The 14,794-nt window shown below is 62.7% G+C and carries 14 protein-coding genes and 1 pseudogene; 10 read left to right on the top strand and 5 right to left on the bottom strand.

Annotated elements, in window-relative coordinates:
* Window positions 1–53 precede the first annotated feature (53 nt).
* On the bottom strand, window positions 54–500 hold the full coding sequence (locus AC5JCN_RS05860) for a DUF805 domain-containing protein (protein ID WP_495754097.1): 447 nt from the start codon (window positions 498–500) through the stop codon (window positions 54–56).
* Window positions 501–1,246: 746 nt separating this feature from the next.
* On the opposite strand from AC5JCN_RS05860, the gene AC5JCN_RS05865 reads away from it, so the two are divergent.
* Window positions 1,247–1,873, top strand: a complete 627-nt coding sequence (locus AC5JCN_RS05865) for a tyrosine-type recombinase/integrase (protein WP_495754098.1) — start codon at window positions 1,247–1,249, stop codon at window positions 1,871–1,873.
* A 145-nt stretch (window positions 1,874–2,018) separates the two neighbouring features.
* Here the strand turns inward: AC5JCN_RS05865 and AC5JCN_RS05870 are convergent, their stop codons facing one another.
* From AC5JCN_RS05870 to AC5JCN_RS05885, 4 genes and pseudogenes are all read right to left on the bottom strand, one after another.
* The gene (locus AC5JCN_RS05870) at window positions 2,019–2,939 is read right to left on the bottom strand and encodes an alpha/beta hydrolase (RefSeq protein ID WP_495754099.1); all 921 of its coding nucleotides are present in this window, start codon (window positions 2,937–2,939) and stop codon (window positions 2,019–2,021) included.
* Between the two features lie 18 nt (window positions 2,940–2,957).
* Window positions 2,958–3,896: a DUF1214 domain-containing protein gene (locus tag AC5JCN_RS05875; protein WP_495754179.1), complete on the bottom strand. Its 939-nt coding sequence runs from the start codon at window positions 3,894–3,896 to the stop codon at window positions 2,958–2,960.
* 42 nt (window positions 3,897–3,938) lie between these two features.
* A pseudogene (locus AC5JCN_RS05880) lies at window positions 3,939–5,465 on the bottom strand (carboxylesterase/lipase family protein); the annotation flags it as partial.
* A 184-nt stretch (window positions 5,466–5,649) separates the two neighbouring features.
* Entirely contained in the window at window positions 5,650–6,546 is an 897-nt protein-coding gene (locus tag AC5JCN_RS05885; RefSeq protein ID WP_495754100.1) for a hypothetical protein, read from the bottom strand.
* 205 nt (window positions 6,547–6,751) lie between these two features.
* Between AC5JCN_RS05885 and AC5JCN_RS05890 the strand changes: the two genes are divergently transcribed.
* The 9 genes from AC5JCN_RS05890 (at window position 6,752) to AC5JCN_RS05930 (ending at window position 14,782) form a co-directional block, all read left to right on the top strand.
* On the top strand, window positions 6,752–8,296 hold the full coding sequence (locus AC5JCN_RS05890) for an arylsulfatase (protein WP_495754101.1): 1,545 nt from the start codon (window positions 6,752–6,754) through the stop codon (window positions 8,294–8,296).
* A gap of 110 nt (window positions 8,297–8,406) precedes the next feature.
* Window positions 8,407–10,002 carry an arylsulfatase gene (locus tag AC5JCN_RS05895; protein WP_495754102.1) on the top strand — a complete coding sequence of 532 codons (1,596 nt, stop codon included), beginning with the start codon at window positions 8,407–8,409 and terminating at the stop codon, window positions 10,000–10,002.
* A 26-nt stretch (window positions 10,003–10,028) separates the two neighbouring features.
* Complete coding sequence (locus AC5JCN_RS05900; RefSeq protein WP_495754103.1) at window positions 10,029–11,072, top strand: HAD family hydrolase; 1,044 nt, start codon at window positions 10,029–10,031, stop codon at window positions 11,070–11,072.
* Between the two features lie 2 nt (window positions 11,073–11,074).
* A complete protein-coding gene (locus tag AC5JCN_RS05905; protein WP_495754104.1) occupies window positions 11,075–12,070 on the top strand; it encodes a formylglycine-generating enzyme family protein in 996 nt (331 codons plus the stop codon).
* A gap of 20 nt (window positions 12,071–12,090) precedes the next feature.
* Window positions 12,091–12,870: a DUF2092 domain-containing protein gene (locus tag AC5JCN_RS05910; RefSeq protein ID WP_495754105.1), complete on the top strand. Its 780-nt coding sequence runs from the start codon at window positions 12,091–12,093 to the stop codon at window positions 12,868–12,870.
* Window positions 12,871–12,881: 11 nt separating this feature from the next.
* A complete protein-coding gene (locus tag AC5JCN_RS05915) occupies window positions 12,882–13,442 on the top strand; it encodes a hypothetical protein (RefSeq protein ID WP_495754106.1) in 561 nt (186 codons plus the stop codon).
* Between the two features lie 127 nt (window positions 13,443–13,569).
* Window positions 13,570–13,857 (top strand): hypothetical protein, encoded by a 288-nt coding sequence (locus AC5JCN_RS05920; protein ID WP_495754107.1) that lies wholly within the window; start codon window positions 13,570–13,572, stop codon window positions 13,855–13,857.
* 82 nt (window positions 13,858–13,939) lie between these two features.
* The gene (locus AC5JCN_RS05925) at window positions 13,940–14,248 is read left to right on the top strand and encodes a hypothetical protein (protein ID WP_495754108.1); all 309 of its coding nucleotides are present in this window, start codon (window positions 13,940–13,942) and stop codon (window positions 14,246–14,248) included.
* 60 nt (window positions 14,249–14,308) lie between these two features.
* Window positions 14,309–14,782 (top strand): DUF992 domain-containing protein, encoded by a 474-nt coding sequence (locus AC5JCN_RS05930; protein WP_495754109.1) that lies wholly within the window; start codon window positions 14,309–14,311, stop codon window positions 14,780–14,782.
* Window positions 14,783–14,794: the final 12 nt, after the last annotated feature.

Below are 14,794 nucleotides of genomic sequence, written 5' to 3' on the forward strand. Positions count from 1 at the left end.
CAGCCCGCCAAGCGCAAAAGTTCAAACTTGACCGTAACATCAAGGCCGCTATTTCATTCAGTGACAGGCGGCGCTCCGAAGCGATTTGGTTCGGGCTCGCCCCGGCGACAGTGCCAGACGAGCAGCAGGAACTGCCCGACCAGCGGGACGAGCCAGAGCAACTGCCACCAGCCGGACCTGCCGATGTCGTGTAACCGCCGGGCTCCAATAGCGAGCCAGGGAATGACGAGCGCCCACCAGGTCAGCGATGCCAATAGCCCCACCCCGAGGTTATAAGCCGTGATCTGGCCGGTGTCCGGCGTCCAGCCCCAATCAGACACGGATACGGGATTGAAGTGCTGGCTTCCGGTGAGCCTGAAAAGTACGAAGTCGGCGAGGCTGGCGGCCAGCGGCGCCAGGGTGCAGAATAAAAAGAACCACCAGAATTCGGACCGGCCCGCCCGACTCCTGAAATCGAAATAGCGGGCCAAGCCCGCCTTCACGGCGTCTTTCGCCGACATGACCAGTCTCCTTCCGGACGTCTGAGCGCGGCATGGAATTTCAAGCCGACACGAACCGGTTCATCCGGCCCGCAACTCGTAGAGCACCCGGCTTGCCACCCCATCGCGAACGGTCGGTGCGGGAGAAAAGTCTGCAATTTTAACGACTCTCGACCTGCTCTCGACAGGCCCGGCGGCCAAGTCGCGTCAAATCCTGCTGATCACGGAAAGCGCCTTCGGCAGAAACCCGCACATCTGCGCTTGGCCGGCAATCCAGAGCATGCCCATCGACCCGACCAGCAACTAGCCTGGGCGGGCGGATTTAAGCTCTTGCCAAACGGCGGATCGGCAGAGTGACTCCTGCGAGGAGCCCCTTCGCCTCGGCTGCCAACTTGCGGTGGGGAGGGCGGACCCATGGTTTCCAGGAACCTTTCCGCTTCCACCGATGCAGGATTGCGTACTCGACGCCGTACTTCTTCGCGATAGCTGCGGTCGGCATCCCCTGTTCGAAGTCGAGGCGAAACTTCGAGAGTTCCTCTTTCGTGAGCCGTCGCATGGCTGATCTCCTCCTGAACGGCCGAAGCTAGTGCTGGAGCTTTGCCCCAGTCAGCGAAGATCAACTTCCGGTTACACACGGCAGTCCAGGCTCGCTCAGCGAAGGCGCCGGCAAGGGGGTGTTTGCCGGGCGCCAAAATGGGCGCGCTCGGCAAGCGAAACGCAGTGCTGCAGGTTGAGATTGGATGCGGCGCTCCCAGTAGGAGTTCGCCATGTCGGTCCGAATTGACAGGACAACGTCCCATCGGCCCTCGAACGCGGGTCGCCTTGTCGGGGCGAAGCCGCCGCTCAAACCTCAGCACATCTGGGCCTTGCGGACACGGCTCCAAATGGAAGGGCGCTTTCGTGACCTCGCCCTGTTCAACGTCGCCATCTACAGCAAGCTGCGGGGCTGCGATCTCGTTCGACTGCGCGTTGCCGACGTGGCCGCAGGCGGGTCGGTGAGAGGCAGATCGACGGTCGTCCAGCAGAAGGCAGGCCGCCCCGTTCCTTTCGAGTTGACGAGCTCAGCGCGGTCAGCGATTGCGACTTGGCTTACCATTCGCCAGACCGGATCGGGGGAGTGGCTGTGGCCGAGCAGAAGCAGGGCAGGAGAGCACGTCACCACACGGCAGTACGCTCGCCTGGTCGATCGCTGGATGACTTTGATCGGGCTGGATCCCGCAGCTTACGGCACCCACAGCCTCAGGCGAACGAAGTTGTCCCTGATCTACAAGCGCACCGGTAATCTGCGCGCCTGCCAGCTCCTGCTCGGACATACGAAACTTGAGAGCACCGTCCGTTATCTCGGGATCGAGATCGATGATGCGCTTCAGATGTCGGAGCAGGAAGACATCTGACGGCGATAGCCGGCGGGCGTAAGCGCCCGCCGCTGCATCTGACCCAAAGCAGACCAATGCAATGTCTGCTCTAGGGCATCGCGACGTGGCAGATGTTGCCCTACGGACCTTCTGCGTCCACCCGCAGCGCTTTGCGAGAACAAATCTACCCAGCGCCAATTTGGTCGTCGACCCACGCCCCGACATTCTCAATGGCCCGGTTAGCTTCGGGGAAGGCTCCGGCCCAGATCGGAAAGACATGTTGCATGCCGGCCGTGACCCTGACGGTCGCGCTTCGTCCAGCTACGGCCATCGCGCGGGCAAGCCGGAGACTGTCGTCGAGGAGCACCTCATCACTGCCGACGAGGCACAGCAGAGGCGGCATGTCTGCGAACGAGCCAAAAACCGGTGACGCGAGCGGCTGTGCCGGACCCGCGCCATTGAGGTACCAACCGGCCATCTGAAGTAGGCCCTCACGGCTGCACTCAATGTCGCGGCCGGCGTTGTCCGTCATGCTGGCTCCCGAGCAGGTCAGGTCGGCCCAGGGCGAAACGGCCACGATGCCCGCCGGCGGCGGATGGGAACGATCCCGCAGAGCTAGACCAAGAGCGACGGCGAGACCACCGCCCGCAGAGTCTCCCGCAATGATTGTCCGGCTGGGATCAGCGCCGTTGGCAAGAAGGCCGAGATACGCGGCAAAACCATCGTTGAGGGCGGCAGGATACGGATGCTCAGGCGCAAGCCGGTAGTCGGCGACAAGGACCGCCGCGTTGCAGGCCAGCGCAAGGTGACCCGCTGTTTTGCGGCGAGAGGCCGGGGATCCGAGGACGTAGCCACCCCCGAACAGGTAGAGCATCGTCTTGTCCGGCTCCGTGCCAGCTGGAACGGCGAAAAAGCTCTTGCTGTCGGCAACTGGGTCGTACCTTACACCGGCCGGTTCGGCTGTGGCGTCTTCGGCATGTTCACCGGCCATCCTGCGTGCGGGCAAGGGAAGGTCGATCTGCTTTGGCGCGGCCTGGACGGCGGCCCAGAAACGAAGAGCGGCATCGCTGCAGTGACCGCTCTCGGAGTTCAGCGGCTTTGCCATGCTGCGTCCCATCCTGCGTCAGTTGATCCGCTTCGCCTCGGGGAAGGACCAACTGCCGTCCAGGACCTCCGGTCCTGGCCTATAGAGGCGCACGGTGTAGTTCCACCCCCTGGTGATCGGAAGGCAGTTGGGGATCGATGGGGTGCATCCGCCGAAGCGAATGGTGATGGACCCGTCGGCATCCCGCTTGGCGGTCAGGTTGTTGACCGAGTAGGCGTTGAGGGGGTTCTTCGCAAAGAAGCCCTTCTCGTCATAGACGCTGATCGACCAGAACCCGTCCACCGGAACGTCCTGCACGCGCAGTTCAAAGATAGTCTCGCCATCGTTCTGCGCCGGGTACACGCCGCGGTAGACGGCGGCGCCGGGCGGGTTGCCGCCCCAGCCAACGGCGGTGCCGATCAGGTGGTTGACCGGATCCACCTCGCCCTTGCGGCCGAACATCGGTCCTGAACTCTCGCCCCGGTATGGCGCAAGCCCAGTGATGGCGCCGCGGACTTTGTCGAGCGATTCGCGATCCCAGCGGGGGATCTCGAACCGTCCTGCGCTGGCTTGCTCGACCTTGATCTCGTCCTGCAGCGCGTTCGCCAATCTCAGGTCCTCGGGACTGCCGGGGTCGGCGAGCGTCCGAACGATCAGGTAGACGTAACGCGTGCCGACGGACTCCGGCGTGAAGGTGAAGCGGCCCGGCCCGTAGACGACCTCCGTCGCGTAGTGGTCCTGAGAGAGCGCCAGCATCGACATGAAGCGCTTGCCGGGGTCGGGCAGCGTCACGGTGAGCGGCCCCGCCGCGAGGTCAAACACGCCAGAGGAGTAGAGCGTGTCGCGGTTCATGCGCACGACGTCCTGCGTTTCGATCGGCGCCATGGCCCGGCGATGATCGAAGCGGCCGAAGGCCCTTGCGGCAGTCTCTGCGAAGTAGCGGTCCGTCTCGGCGCGGACGAAAGTGTCGAGCGTCACCGTTCGCGGCGAAGGCGGTGGGCCGTCGGCTGCCCTGGCGGTCAGATCGAGGCCGGCCCGATAGGGATCTGGCCCAACGGTCACGCCCCTATTCGTGAAATTGATGATCCGGTCGACGGCAGGGTCATGGCGAGGCCAGTTAGGTCGGTCGCCACCATTGAGCTCCCCGGTCTTGGCAAAGGACGTCCAGTAGGCGCTCGCCAGCTCCGCCATGCGACGGTCGGCGTCGGTCACCTTGTCCGGCCCGACGATGCCGGCCGGAATGTTCATCGTGTAGGGGATCTCGAAGCCGTGCAGCGTGCCTTTGAGCGCCTTGCGCTGGCTCTCGGCTACGTAGGAGAAGCGATAGAGCCACGCCGGCTGGCCCGACCTTGCGACGAGGTCGGCGAGGTGCCGGGCCGGCTCAATGAGCGTGCGGTCGGCGAAGACCCGCTGCTTCAGCTCATCGAGGCTCAGCGCGCCATCGGGATCGTAGACAGCACGCGCCTCGTCCGCGAGTTCGCCGAACGTGTCGAACACCTCGCCCTTGCTCGACGCAACGCCGAGGCCGAGATCGCGGTCGTTCGCGCCCACGATGACCGGGACCGGCACCTGCCGGCCAGCCCTCAGCGTCGTCTCGGGCGCGTCGGTCAGGAGCTTGCCGTCCAGGATAGGCCCGGCAACGCCCTTCAGGTGGCCGCCCGCCGCCAGTGCCTGAAGCTCCGATTTGGCCGAGGTGTCCTTGACGAGGCTCTCCGCCGGTAGCGCGCGCAGCGCCGCGAGCCCAGCCGGCCCGTCATTAGAAATTCCGCGCGAACGCGCGTAATCGATGGCGATGGCGTGCGCCTGCTCCAGTGGCGTCACGGGTAGACTCCGCTCCCGAGCGGATGGAATGCCAGGAGACTGCAGGATGGCCTTGGCGAAGAGCCCGCGCGAGAGCGGCGAGACCAGGTGGGTCAGCACCGATCCGCCTCCGGCGCTCTCGCCGAAGAGCGTGACGTTGCCGGGATCGCCGCCAAATGGCGCGATGTTCCGCTGCACCCACTTCAGCGCGGCGACCTGATCAAGATAGCCAAAGTTTCCCGTCGGCTCGTCAGGGGCTTCCGCAGACATGGCGGGGTGGGCGAAGAAGCCGAGCCGGCCCATGCGGTAGTTCATGCTGACCACAACGACGCCCTGCCGTGCGAGCCCGTCGCCCGGATAGAGCGCGGTCCTGCCATGCACGAGAGCGCCGCCGTAGATCCACACCATGACCGGCAAGGGCTTGTCCGAAGCACCAGCTGGCCGCCAAACGTTCAGCGTCAGGCAGTCTTCGGACTGCAGGACGTCGTCGGCCTGCGTGCAGGCGGGCCCGAACGCGCTCGCGTCACGGATTCCCGCCCAGGGCACAGGCGGCTGCGGCGCCCGCCAACGCAATGATCCGACGGGCGGTGCAGCGAACGGAATGCCCCTGAAGCTCTCGACTTCCCCTTCCACCGATCCACGGACCTGCCCGGTATCGAGGATGACGATCGGGTTGGGTTCGGCTGCCCAGACGGCGGGGAGGAAGCCCGCCATAAGGACGATGAAGACGAGGACGATGCGCCGCATGATCGGCTCCGCCACAGTCAACGCGCGCCAATTGTGCATACTGGTGAGCGCAACCCAAGCCCTTTTGAACGCGCCGATCCAGCTGAGCGCGAGGAGACCTCCCTCGCTTCGGACTGGGTGGCCGAATTGGCTCGCGATCGATTACTGGGCTGAAGGCCAAGAGAGCGCCTACCCGCGTCCAGTTTCAAAAGCGGATGGTAAGGCCGACAACGGGTCCATGTACCAGCATGTCGAATTTGTAGCGCGTCAGGTCCTCGCCCTGCGAGTAATTGGCGTAGAGCGCCCGGTAGCCGAGAACGCCCGAATAGGTGATCCCGTTTCTCGTCGTGAAGTCATAGCTGTAGGCAGCGAGTGCCTGCCAGGTCAGCTTGCTTCCACCCGCGCCGATATCGCCGCGCAAGAGAATGTTCTGGCCCGGAGCCAGCGCGATCCGGGCCCTTCCGCCGGCGAAGCCGTCCACCCAGTCTACCGTTCCCGAACGCGCGAAGTCGCGGGTCTGGCTGATGGAGAGCAGGTCGGCGACCTCGAGGCGCCCGGTGGCCGTGAGATCGATGCTCGCCGTCTGGTGCCAGTAGCGGGCTCCGGCGAGGAGATCGAACGCCACCGGCCCCATCTGCCCGATCTCGTAGGCGGCGCCGCCTTCCACCACGGCCATCCTGTAGTCGAGCTGGGCGGCAGCGCTCAGCGAGGCCGTGACGAGGCCGGGCACTAGCTCGCGGCTGAGGCCTCGCTCCCTGTCCAACGTGATCTTCGACCAGAACACGTTGGCCAGAAGCCCCCACCGCCCGTTGCGGGCTTCCATGTCGGCCATCAGGGCAACCAGCGTGCCGCCCGTTCCGATGGTCTGATCGACCACGTCCACGAAGCTGGCGTTGACACTCGCGGTTCGTCCGCGAAGGGTCTGCTTGCCATTGAAGCCAGTAAGCCAGGCGTACGGCGTGATCCGGAACGTCCAGCCCGCTGCCAGCTCGGGCTGCGCGAGAGCAGCCGGGGCGGGAGGCTGCAGGTCGGCAGCGATGGCCGCTGAAGTTACCGCAATCGACGTCCCAATTGCCGAAACCAAAACCTTCAAACGCCTCATGACTTTCCCCGCATCTTTTGCCTTCGTTGTCCCGAATTGCGTCGGTACGCCCAGCACAACCGCTGATACTCCCTCTGGCTTGGCAGACGGCCTTGTCGTGCGCCCCGAGAAAGGACCGGGCCTAGGGGGTTGTGCGTTGGAGAGGCTCCGCCAACCAGCATGGCTACCGCTCGCGGAGTCATGCTGGCCCTTCCTGGAGGCGCCCTTGGTGGGCGAAACCCCAAATATCGACCGGATTGGTCAGGAAGGGGCGATGTTCACCGACTACTACGCGGAACAGAGCTGTACCGCAGGTCGCAACGCGTTTTTCACGGGCATGCACCCGCTTCGCACGGGAATGATCCCGCCGCAGCTTCCTGGAAGCCCTTCGTATCTGCGACCCGGCACGCCCGCGGTGGCGAAGTTCCTCCTCGATCTCGGCTACAACACAGGGGAGTTCGGCAAGAACCACTTGGGTGACCACCCTGATGCCCTGCCGACAGCGCACGGCTTCCAGGAGTTCTGGGGCTACCTCTACCACCTGGATGCCATGCAGGGAGTAAGCTTCCCGGACATCAATCGTTCTCCGACAGACCAAGCCATTATCCCGCCATGCAAGACGGTACCGATTCCCGGCGTGCCTGAGACGCCGTCTGTAGATCCTGCCACGACCATCTGTATGACGCCCCCCCGCCCGATGCTGTCGTGCCGGTCGTCCGATGGCTCTTCCAAGAATCAGACCTGTCGTGACGAGGGCCCGCTCACTCTCGATCGTTCTCGCACGGTGGACGAGGAGATCTCCTCGAAGGTCGTCGACTTCCTCGACCGGAACGATCCCAAGAAGACCAGCAAGCCGTTCTTCGTCTGGTACAACCCAGCTCGCATGCATATCACCACGATGTTCTCGCCTAAATATGAGGCGATGCTTGGCGAGCGCGGGGGCAAGGATTGGGGCATAAACGAAGTCGGCATGAAGCAGATGGACGACAATATCGGCGTCGTCCTGCAGAAGCTGGAGGACATGGGCCAGCTTGACAATACCATTGTTGTCTTCACGACCGACAACGGAGCCGAGGTCATCACCTTCCCCGATGGCGGCGTGACGCCATTCAAGGGCGGCAAGCTTACCACTTGGGAAGGTGGAATGCGCGCGCCCCTGGTTGTCCGCTGGCCAGGCCACATCAAGCCGGGCACCGTCAAGAACCAGATCATGTCGGCGCTGGACTGGCTCCCCACGCTCGTGGACATCGCAGGCGGCCCGAAGAACGACGACCTGAAAAAGCAGATCGAAACGGGCTCCTATCCTGGCATTGTAAAGACCACGCTCGACGGGGTAGACCAGCGCGCGTTCCTCGAAGGACAGTCGAACTCCGCCCGCGACACCTTCTTCTACTATGCAGGCCCTACGCCATCGGCGGTCCGCTACAAGAACTGGAAGCTCTACTTCTCGATGGCCGGTGCGGATGCCATGGGCGGGCTCCTCGGCCCCCAGACATGGCATTGGACGCAGATCACAAACCTGAAGCGGGATCCCTTCGAGATCACAGTCGCGGACAATAAGTCACTGCTGGCCATGGGTGGTGCGCTTGCGGCGCCAAGCACGGCCTACCTTTACGACTGGAACATCCTGCCGATTGGCCAGGCTCTTTGGCTCAAGGAACTCGAGACGTACCAAGCTTTCCCGCCAATGCAGGATCCCGCGAGCTACAACCTGAGCCAAGTCTACCAGGAGCTCAAGAAGTCTCGTGGAATGAGCCACGCCGGCGAGTAGCACCCTCGAGAAAGGCGGGCGGCCGACGTCGCCCGCCATCACACATGCCATTCGGGTCTCCTTGCGCGGCCCTGAGCAACGCTGCATCCCCTGAATCGTGGAGCCTTCCCATGGGCGTGCTGAAAGGCCTTTGCATCGGTCTGTTGTCTTCGATCGGAACTCTCGCTGTGCACCCCGGACAGGCACACGCGCAATCGCCGAAGCCGAACATCCTTGTCATCATGGGCGACGACATCGGGTACTGGAACATCAGTGCCTATAACCGGGGCATGATGGGGTACCGGACGCCCAACATCGACCGGATCGCCAACGAAGGCGCGGTCTTTACGGACTATTACGCCCAGCAATCATGTACCGCGGGCCGCGCCGCCTTCATCACGGGGCAGAGCCCACTTAGGACTGGCCTGCTCAAGGTCGGACTTCCCGGCGCGAAGGAGGGGCTTTCCGCCAAGGACCCCACTTTGGCCGAGTTACTGAAGCCGCAGGGCTATAACAGCGGGCAGTTCGGGAAAAACCACCTCGGTGACCGCAATGAGTTTCTGCCCACCGTCCATGGCTTCGACGAGTTCTTCGGCAACCTGTATCACCTGAACGCGGAGGACGAGCCAGAGCACCCGGACTACCCGAAAGGTGCTGCCTTCAAAGCGCAGTTCGGTCCACGCGGTGTTCTGAAGTGTTTCGCTACCGCAACGGCGACCTCCGGCGACGACCCTCGGTTTGGCCCGTGGGGAAAGCAGAAATGCGAAGACACCGGTCCGCTGACCAAGAAGCGGATGGAGACGATCGACGACGAGCTCGTTAGCGCCTCGATCGACTTCATGGATCGGTCCGTGAACGACCAGAAGCCGTTCTTCCTCTGGTTCAACCCCACTCGCATGCACATCTGGACGCGCCTGAAGGCTTCTTCTGAGGGCAAGACCGGCCTGGGGATCTACCCGGATGGCATGGTCGAGCATGATGGCCAGGTCGGACAGCTGCTTGCGGAACTCGACCGGCTGAAGATCGCCGACAACACCATTGTCGTCTACACGACCGATAACGGGGCCGAGACCTTCTCTTGGCCGGACGGTGGAACGACCCCGTTCCGGGGTGAGAAGAATACCAACTGGGAGGGCGGCTACCGGGCACCAGCCTTGATCCGCTGGCCCGGCACGGTTCCCGCGCGGGCCGAGATCAACGAGATCTTCTCGGCCGAGGACTGGGTGTCAACTCTCGTTGCGGCCGCCGGCGAGCCCTCGGTCAAACAAAAACTGCTCGAGGGCTACGACGCCGCCGGCGCGAGCTTCAGGGTCCACCTCGACAGTTATGACCAACGTGAACTCCTGTCCGGAAAGGGGCCGAGCAAGCGCAGGGAGTTCTTCTACTGGACGGACGACGGCGACCTTGCCGGCCTCCGCTATGACCAGTGGAAAGCGGTGTTCCTGACCCAGGACGCGCACGGACTCGAGGTGTGGTCCCGGCCCATGATCCAGCTGAGGCTTCCGCTCCTCTTTAATATCCGGTCAGATCCGTTCGAGCGAGCGGAGATCGAATCCGGCGACTACACACGCTGGTTCATCGAGCACGCCTTCTTGCTCGTTCCTGCCCAAGCCATCGTGGGCGAGATGATCGCAAGCTTCCAACAGTTTCCACCGCGGCAACGACCCGGGACGTTCTCGGTCGAGCAGGCAATGGAGCGGCTGCGGCTTCCTCCGTCCAGTAACTGAGGCAGGCCGCTCACGGGGAGGCTACAATGACCGATCGTCCACCAAGGGCACGATTGACTCGCCGAAGTGTTCTTGCCAGCCTCGCAGCCCTGTCGAGCGCGGCTGCCGCACTCCGTACCGGCTCGCTTCGCGCCCAGGACGCAGGAACCGCCCAGCCCCTCGCATCGTGGAACGAGGGGCCGACGAAGCAGGCCATCACGAACTTCGTCGAGACGGCGATTTCGGAGTCTTCGGGAGCCTTTATTCCTCCGGCAAGCCGCATCGCCGTTTTCGACAATGACGGCACGCTGTGGTGCGAGCATCCAATGTATGTCCAGCTCGCATTTGCCCTCGACCGGGTCGCCGAATTGGCGCCCGCACACCCGGAATGGCAGAGCAATCCACTGTTCAAGGCCGTTCTGGACAAAGATGAGAACGCGCTGGCCAAGTTTGGCGAGCGAGGGCTGGTCGAGATTGTTCTGGTCACGCACGCCGGGATGACGACCAGCGAGTTTGAGCAGATCGTATCAAAATGGCTGGCAACCGCACGCCATCCTCGCTTCAGACGTCCGTACACCGAGCTTGTCTATCAGCCGATGCTGGAGCTGATGGCGTATCTCAGGAGCAAAAGCTTCGACATCCATATTGTCTCTGGTGGCGGCATCGAGTTCATGCGGCCGTGGGCGGAGCCGATCTACGGAGTCACTCCCGAACGGGTCGTCGGCTCGTCGATCAAGACCAAGTTCCAGCTCCGGGACGGGACTCCGGAGCTCTTCCGACTTGCGGACGTGAACTTCGTCGATGACGGGCCAGGCAAGCCGGTCGGCATTAACGCGCATATCGGCCGTCGCCCTGTATTTGCCGCCGGTAACTCCGATGGTGATCTCGAAATGCTGCAGTGGACCACGCTGGCGGGCACGCCGGCCTTCGGCTTGCTGGTCCACCACACCGATGCGGAGCGCGAATACGCGTACGACCGCAACACCGATTTCGGGCGACTGGTTAGAGCGCTCGATGCAGCCCAGGTGAACAAGTGGACCATCGTGGACATGAAGCAGGATTGGAAATCCATATTCCCGCCGGAGAAGTAACGATGGGCCACGTCACGCCGCTTTCCCGCGAACATCTGTCAAAGCACGAAATGGTCCATGTTCCCGGTGGAACCTTCCGGATGGGATCGGACCATCATTATCCTGAAGAAGCTCCTTCACACCGCGTGAAGGTGAATTCATTCTGGATCGACGCTACGCCGGTCACGAACAGGCAGTTCCGCAGCTTCGTTGAAGAAACAGGCTATAAAACTCTCGCGGAAACAGCGCCTCGTCCCGAAGATTACCCGAGGGCGCTGCCGCACATGCTGCGCGCCGGCTCTTTGGTGTTCAACCAGCCCACATCGCCGGTCAGCCTGCGCGACATGTCGCAATGGTGGAAATTCCAGCGTGGGGCCTGCTGGCGCAAGCCCTATGGACCGGACTCCTCACTGCGAGGCCTGGATGATCATCCGGTCGTTCATGTCGCGCATCAAGATGTCGAAGGCTACGCCGCGTGGGCTGGAAGGTCAGTGCCTACGGAAGCCGAATGGGAATACGCGGCACGCGGCGGCCGAGAGGGCTGTGAGTTCGCGTGGGGCGACGAGTTCACCCCGGATGGCCAGCACATGGCCAATACCTGGCAGGGCAATTTTCCGATCGAGAACACCAAAGATGATGGATTTGCCAGGACCTCCCCGGTCCAGGCTTTCCCACCGAACGGGTTCGGCATCTATGACATGATCGGCAATGTTTGGGAGTGGACCTCCGATTTTTGGAGGTTCCGCCATCCTGCCGACGCTCCCAAGGCGTGCTGTATTCCGGTTGATCCCCGGGTAGCGGACGAAGCGAATAGCTACGATCCGCGCGAGCCCGACCTCGCGATCCCACGCCTCGTTCTCAAGGGTGGCTCGCATCTTTGCGCCCCCAATTACTGCCGGCGCTACAGGCCGGCCGCACGCCACGCCCAACCCGTCGAGACGTCGACCAGCCACATCGGATTTCGGTGCGTCGTCAGGGATGGGCCGCCATCTCACGAGGGCCCGCCGAGCGCCAGCTGAGGAGGAGGAGCAAGATCACGATGCACCAGATACTTCGCATTGTGGCTACGGTGTTCAGCATTGCTGCTTCATCGGTGGCGGGCGCGCAGGGTCAGAGCCCGGCCTCCAACCCGCCCGCCATTCAGCGGGAAGCCCTGTCCATCCTGAAAGCGATGTCGGACAAGCTCGCTGGCGCGCAGAAGCTGTCGTTCACTGCGGTCGGCATGTTCGACCTCCCCGCTGGAAATGGTCAACCGCTCTTCTATGCCACTTCGACCTCTGTTGTCTTGGAACGCCCCGGCAAGCTGAAGGTCATTGCAAGCGGTGACGGTCGTTCGAGCGAGTTCTACGCCGACGGGCAAACCATGACCGTCTTCTTGCCGGACCAGAATGTAGTAGCGGAGTCAAAGGCCCCCGCAGACATTGATTCTCTTATCGACCAAGCCGACCAAACTGCCGGGATAAATTTTCCGTTCGTGGACTTCATCGTGTCTGACCCATACGCGGAGATGACGCGGGACGTGGACGCAGCCTTTGTCATTGGACGGTCGACTGCCATAGGCGGCACGACGACGGACATCGTGGCAGTGAGCAATCGGGACGTACAGGCTCAGCTCTGGATCGGCGCTGATGACAAACTGCCTCGGCTCATCTGGGCAACGTCGACCGACACGCCTGAAAAGCCCAGACACTCCATCCAATTCTCCGACTGGAAGATGGATGGCGCGGTGACTGATGCCTCCTTCGGGTCGGCGCGACTCTCCGGTGCGCGGAGGATCGAACTTGCGCGGCCGGAAACGCTCTCCAGCGGCCCGAACTGATAGGTGATCCCATGAGCGCGCTCGCTCCTCGATTCCATCGCCTCATCTGCACGGCCGGTGCTGTCGGTCTGCTTGCGTCCACCCTGGGAGACCCCGGACCCGCATCGGCCTTTTTTCGAGGCGGCGGGTTTGGCGGTTTCCACGGAGGCGGGTTTGGGGGCGGTGGCTTCCGGGGAGGTTTCGGTGGTGGCGCCTGGCACGGCAGTGCCTGGCATGCGGGCGGCTGGGGAGGCACCTGGCACGGTGACGGCTGGCATGCGGGCGGCTACTACGCCGGCGGGTTTCACGGGCCAGTGGTGGTCAATCACTACTATGGCGGCGGCTGCTACGCTTGTGGCGCCTGGGGTGGCGCGGCGGCGGCTGGTGCCGTCGGCTTAGCTGCAGGTGCAGCGATCAGCCGGGCGGCCGACCCCGGTTACTACTATCCCGGCATGCTGGTTGTTTCTCCGCCCGCCACGGGATGCGAGTACCGCTATGTCGCCGGTGTGAACTACGACATCTGTGGTGCGACGTGGTTCAGGCCGTACTACGGAAACAACGGTCTCTACTACAGAGTTGTTTCGCCGCTTTAGTTGTAAGTTTTCACGCATGCTCGTGAAAGGAAATCCCGTGCGCGTTGCTCCTTTCCTAGCCCTGCTCTTGGTCGCTGTGGCGGAGGGGTGCCAGTCGCAATCCGACATGCGGAGCGACCGCCACACCATGCTGGTGCAGTCCGGGTTTGTTCCCCGCCCAGCAGATACGCCGGCGCGCTCGGCAATTTTGGCGAAGCTGCCAGCCAACACTTTCGTTCAGCAATCGGTCCACGGCCAAACGAAGTACCTGCTGGCCGATCCAAGCCACTGCAACTGTCTCTATGTCGGATCACCAACAGCCTACGGTAACTACCGCGGAATGTTGAATGTTACCCAGCAAATGGAAGAACCGATACTCAACCCGGGTCTTAGCCCGAGCAATATCGACAACGTTTCCGGATGGGATCCCATGTGATCCGCGGTCGGCATGGGCTTGATACGCAAAGGGCCGCGAAAGGCATCACCCGTTTGGGAGAGAAAGCTTACAGGAGGACAACATGACGAACAAAACAATAGGTCTCATCGTTGGTCTTGCCGGGACGGTGCTTTCGTCGGCCGCACTCGCCGATACCTGTACGTTTAAGCAGACCAGCGGAGACATAACGGACAGGGCAAAGCCTTGTTTCTACGTCCCTCAAACCGTGGCTTTGCCGCATTGCAAACCAAACGCGTCCGGCGGCATCACGGACGAGGCCAAACCCTGTGTCTACGTTCCTCAAACCGCTGCCATTCCCACCTGCCCGCCTGACGTGAACTCGATGAGAAACACGGACGAGCCAAAGCCGTGCAATTACGTGCCGAAGTGATAGTTGCGCCCCCTCAACCTGAGGGGGCGCGTACAGTAGAGCCACAGAGAGGATCTAGTGATGCTGTTTGCTCGCTTTATTGTCGCGTCGATTGTTCTTTGTACTACAAGTAGCGCGGTCTTAGCCCAGAATTCCGGCCAGATCGGAACGCTGTCTTGCGACGTGTCTCGTGGCATCGGGCTGTTCGTGGTCGAGAAGCAGTCTCTCAGCTGCGTGTTCAAGCAGTTGGGAGGGGCGCCCCCGCAGGGCTACACAGGGTCGATCGACCAGTTCGGAGTGGCAATAGGGGAGGTCGGTGCAGGCCATCTGGTTTGGGGAGTGGTCTCTGTCACGAAAGGACTTCCGGTCGGCGCTCTGGCGGGAACCTACGCTGGCGTCGGTGCGAATGCCTCACTCGTCGTTGGTGGTGGCGCCAATGTTTTGGTCGGCGGAACCGGTCGAGCCTTCACCCTGCAGCCCATATCCGTCGAGGGTGAAGTCGGCGTGAATATTGCCGGGGGAGTGACAGCATTGACCCTGAAATCGTCAAACTAGGAACGGGAGCTC

The organism is Alsobacter sp. (genome assembly GCF_059501845.1).

Excerpts from the sequence above, each read along its gene's own strand:
- AC5JCN_RS05860 (WP_495754097.1), bottom strand. The coding sequence starts at position 500 with ATGTCGGCGAAAGACGCCGTGAAGGCGGGCTTGGCCCGCTATTTCGAT.
- AC5JCN_RS05865 (WP_495754098.1), top strand. The coding sequence starts at position 1,247 with ATGTCGGTCCGAATTGACAGGACAACGTCCCATCGGCCCTCGAACGCG.
- AC5JCN_RS05870 (WP_495754099.1), bottom strand. The coding sequence starts at position 2,939 with ATGGCAAAGCCGCTGAACTCCGAGAGCGGTCACTGCAGCGATGCCGCT.
- AC5JCN_RS05885 (WP_495754100.1), bottom strand. The coding sequence starts at position 6,546 with ATGAGGCGTTTGAAGGTTTTGGTTTCGGCAATTGGGACGTCGATTGCG.
- AC5JCN_RS05895 (WP_495754102.1), top strand. The coding sequence starts at position 8,407 with ATGGGCGTGCTGAAAGGCCTTTGCATCGGTCTGTTGTCTTCGATCGGA.
- AC5JCN_RS05900 (WP_495754103.1), top strand. The coding sequence starts at position 10,029 with ATGACCGATCGTCCACCAAGGGCACGATTGACTCGCCGAAGTGTTCTT.
- AC5JCN_RS05905 (WP_495754104.1), top strand. The coding sequence starts at position 11,075 with ATGGGCCACGTCACGCCGCTTTCCCGCGAACATCTGTCAAAGCACGAA.
- AC5JCN_RS05910 (WP_495754105.1), top strand. The coding sequence starts at position 12,091 with ATGCACCAGATACTTCGCATTGTGGCTACGGTGTTCAGCATTGCTGCT.
- AC5JCN_RS05915 (WP_495754106.1), top strand. The coding sequence starts at position 12,882 with ATGAGCGCGCTCGCTCCTCGATTCCATCGCCTCATCTGCACGGCCGGT.
- AC5JCN_RS05920 (WP_495754107.1), top strand. The coding sequence starts at position 13,570 with ATGCTGGTGCAGTCCGGGTTTGTTCCCCGCCCAGCAGATACGCCGGCG.
- AC5JCN_RS05925 (WP_495754108.1), top strand. The coding sequence starts at position 13,940 with ATGACGAACAAAACAATAGGTCTCATCGTTGGTCTTGCCGGGACGGTG.
- AC5JCN_RS05930 (WP_495754109.1), top strand. The coding sequence starts at position 14,309 with ATGCTGTTTGCTCGCTTTATTGTCGCGTCGATTGTTCTTTGTACTACA.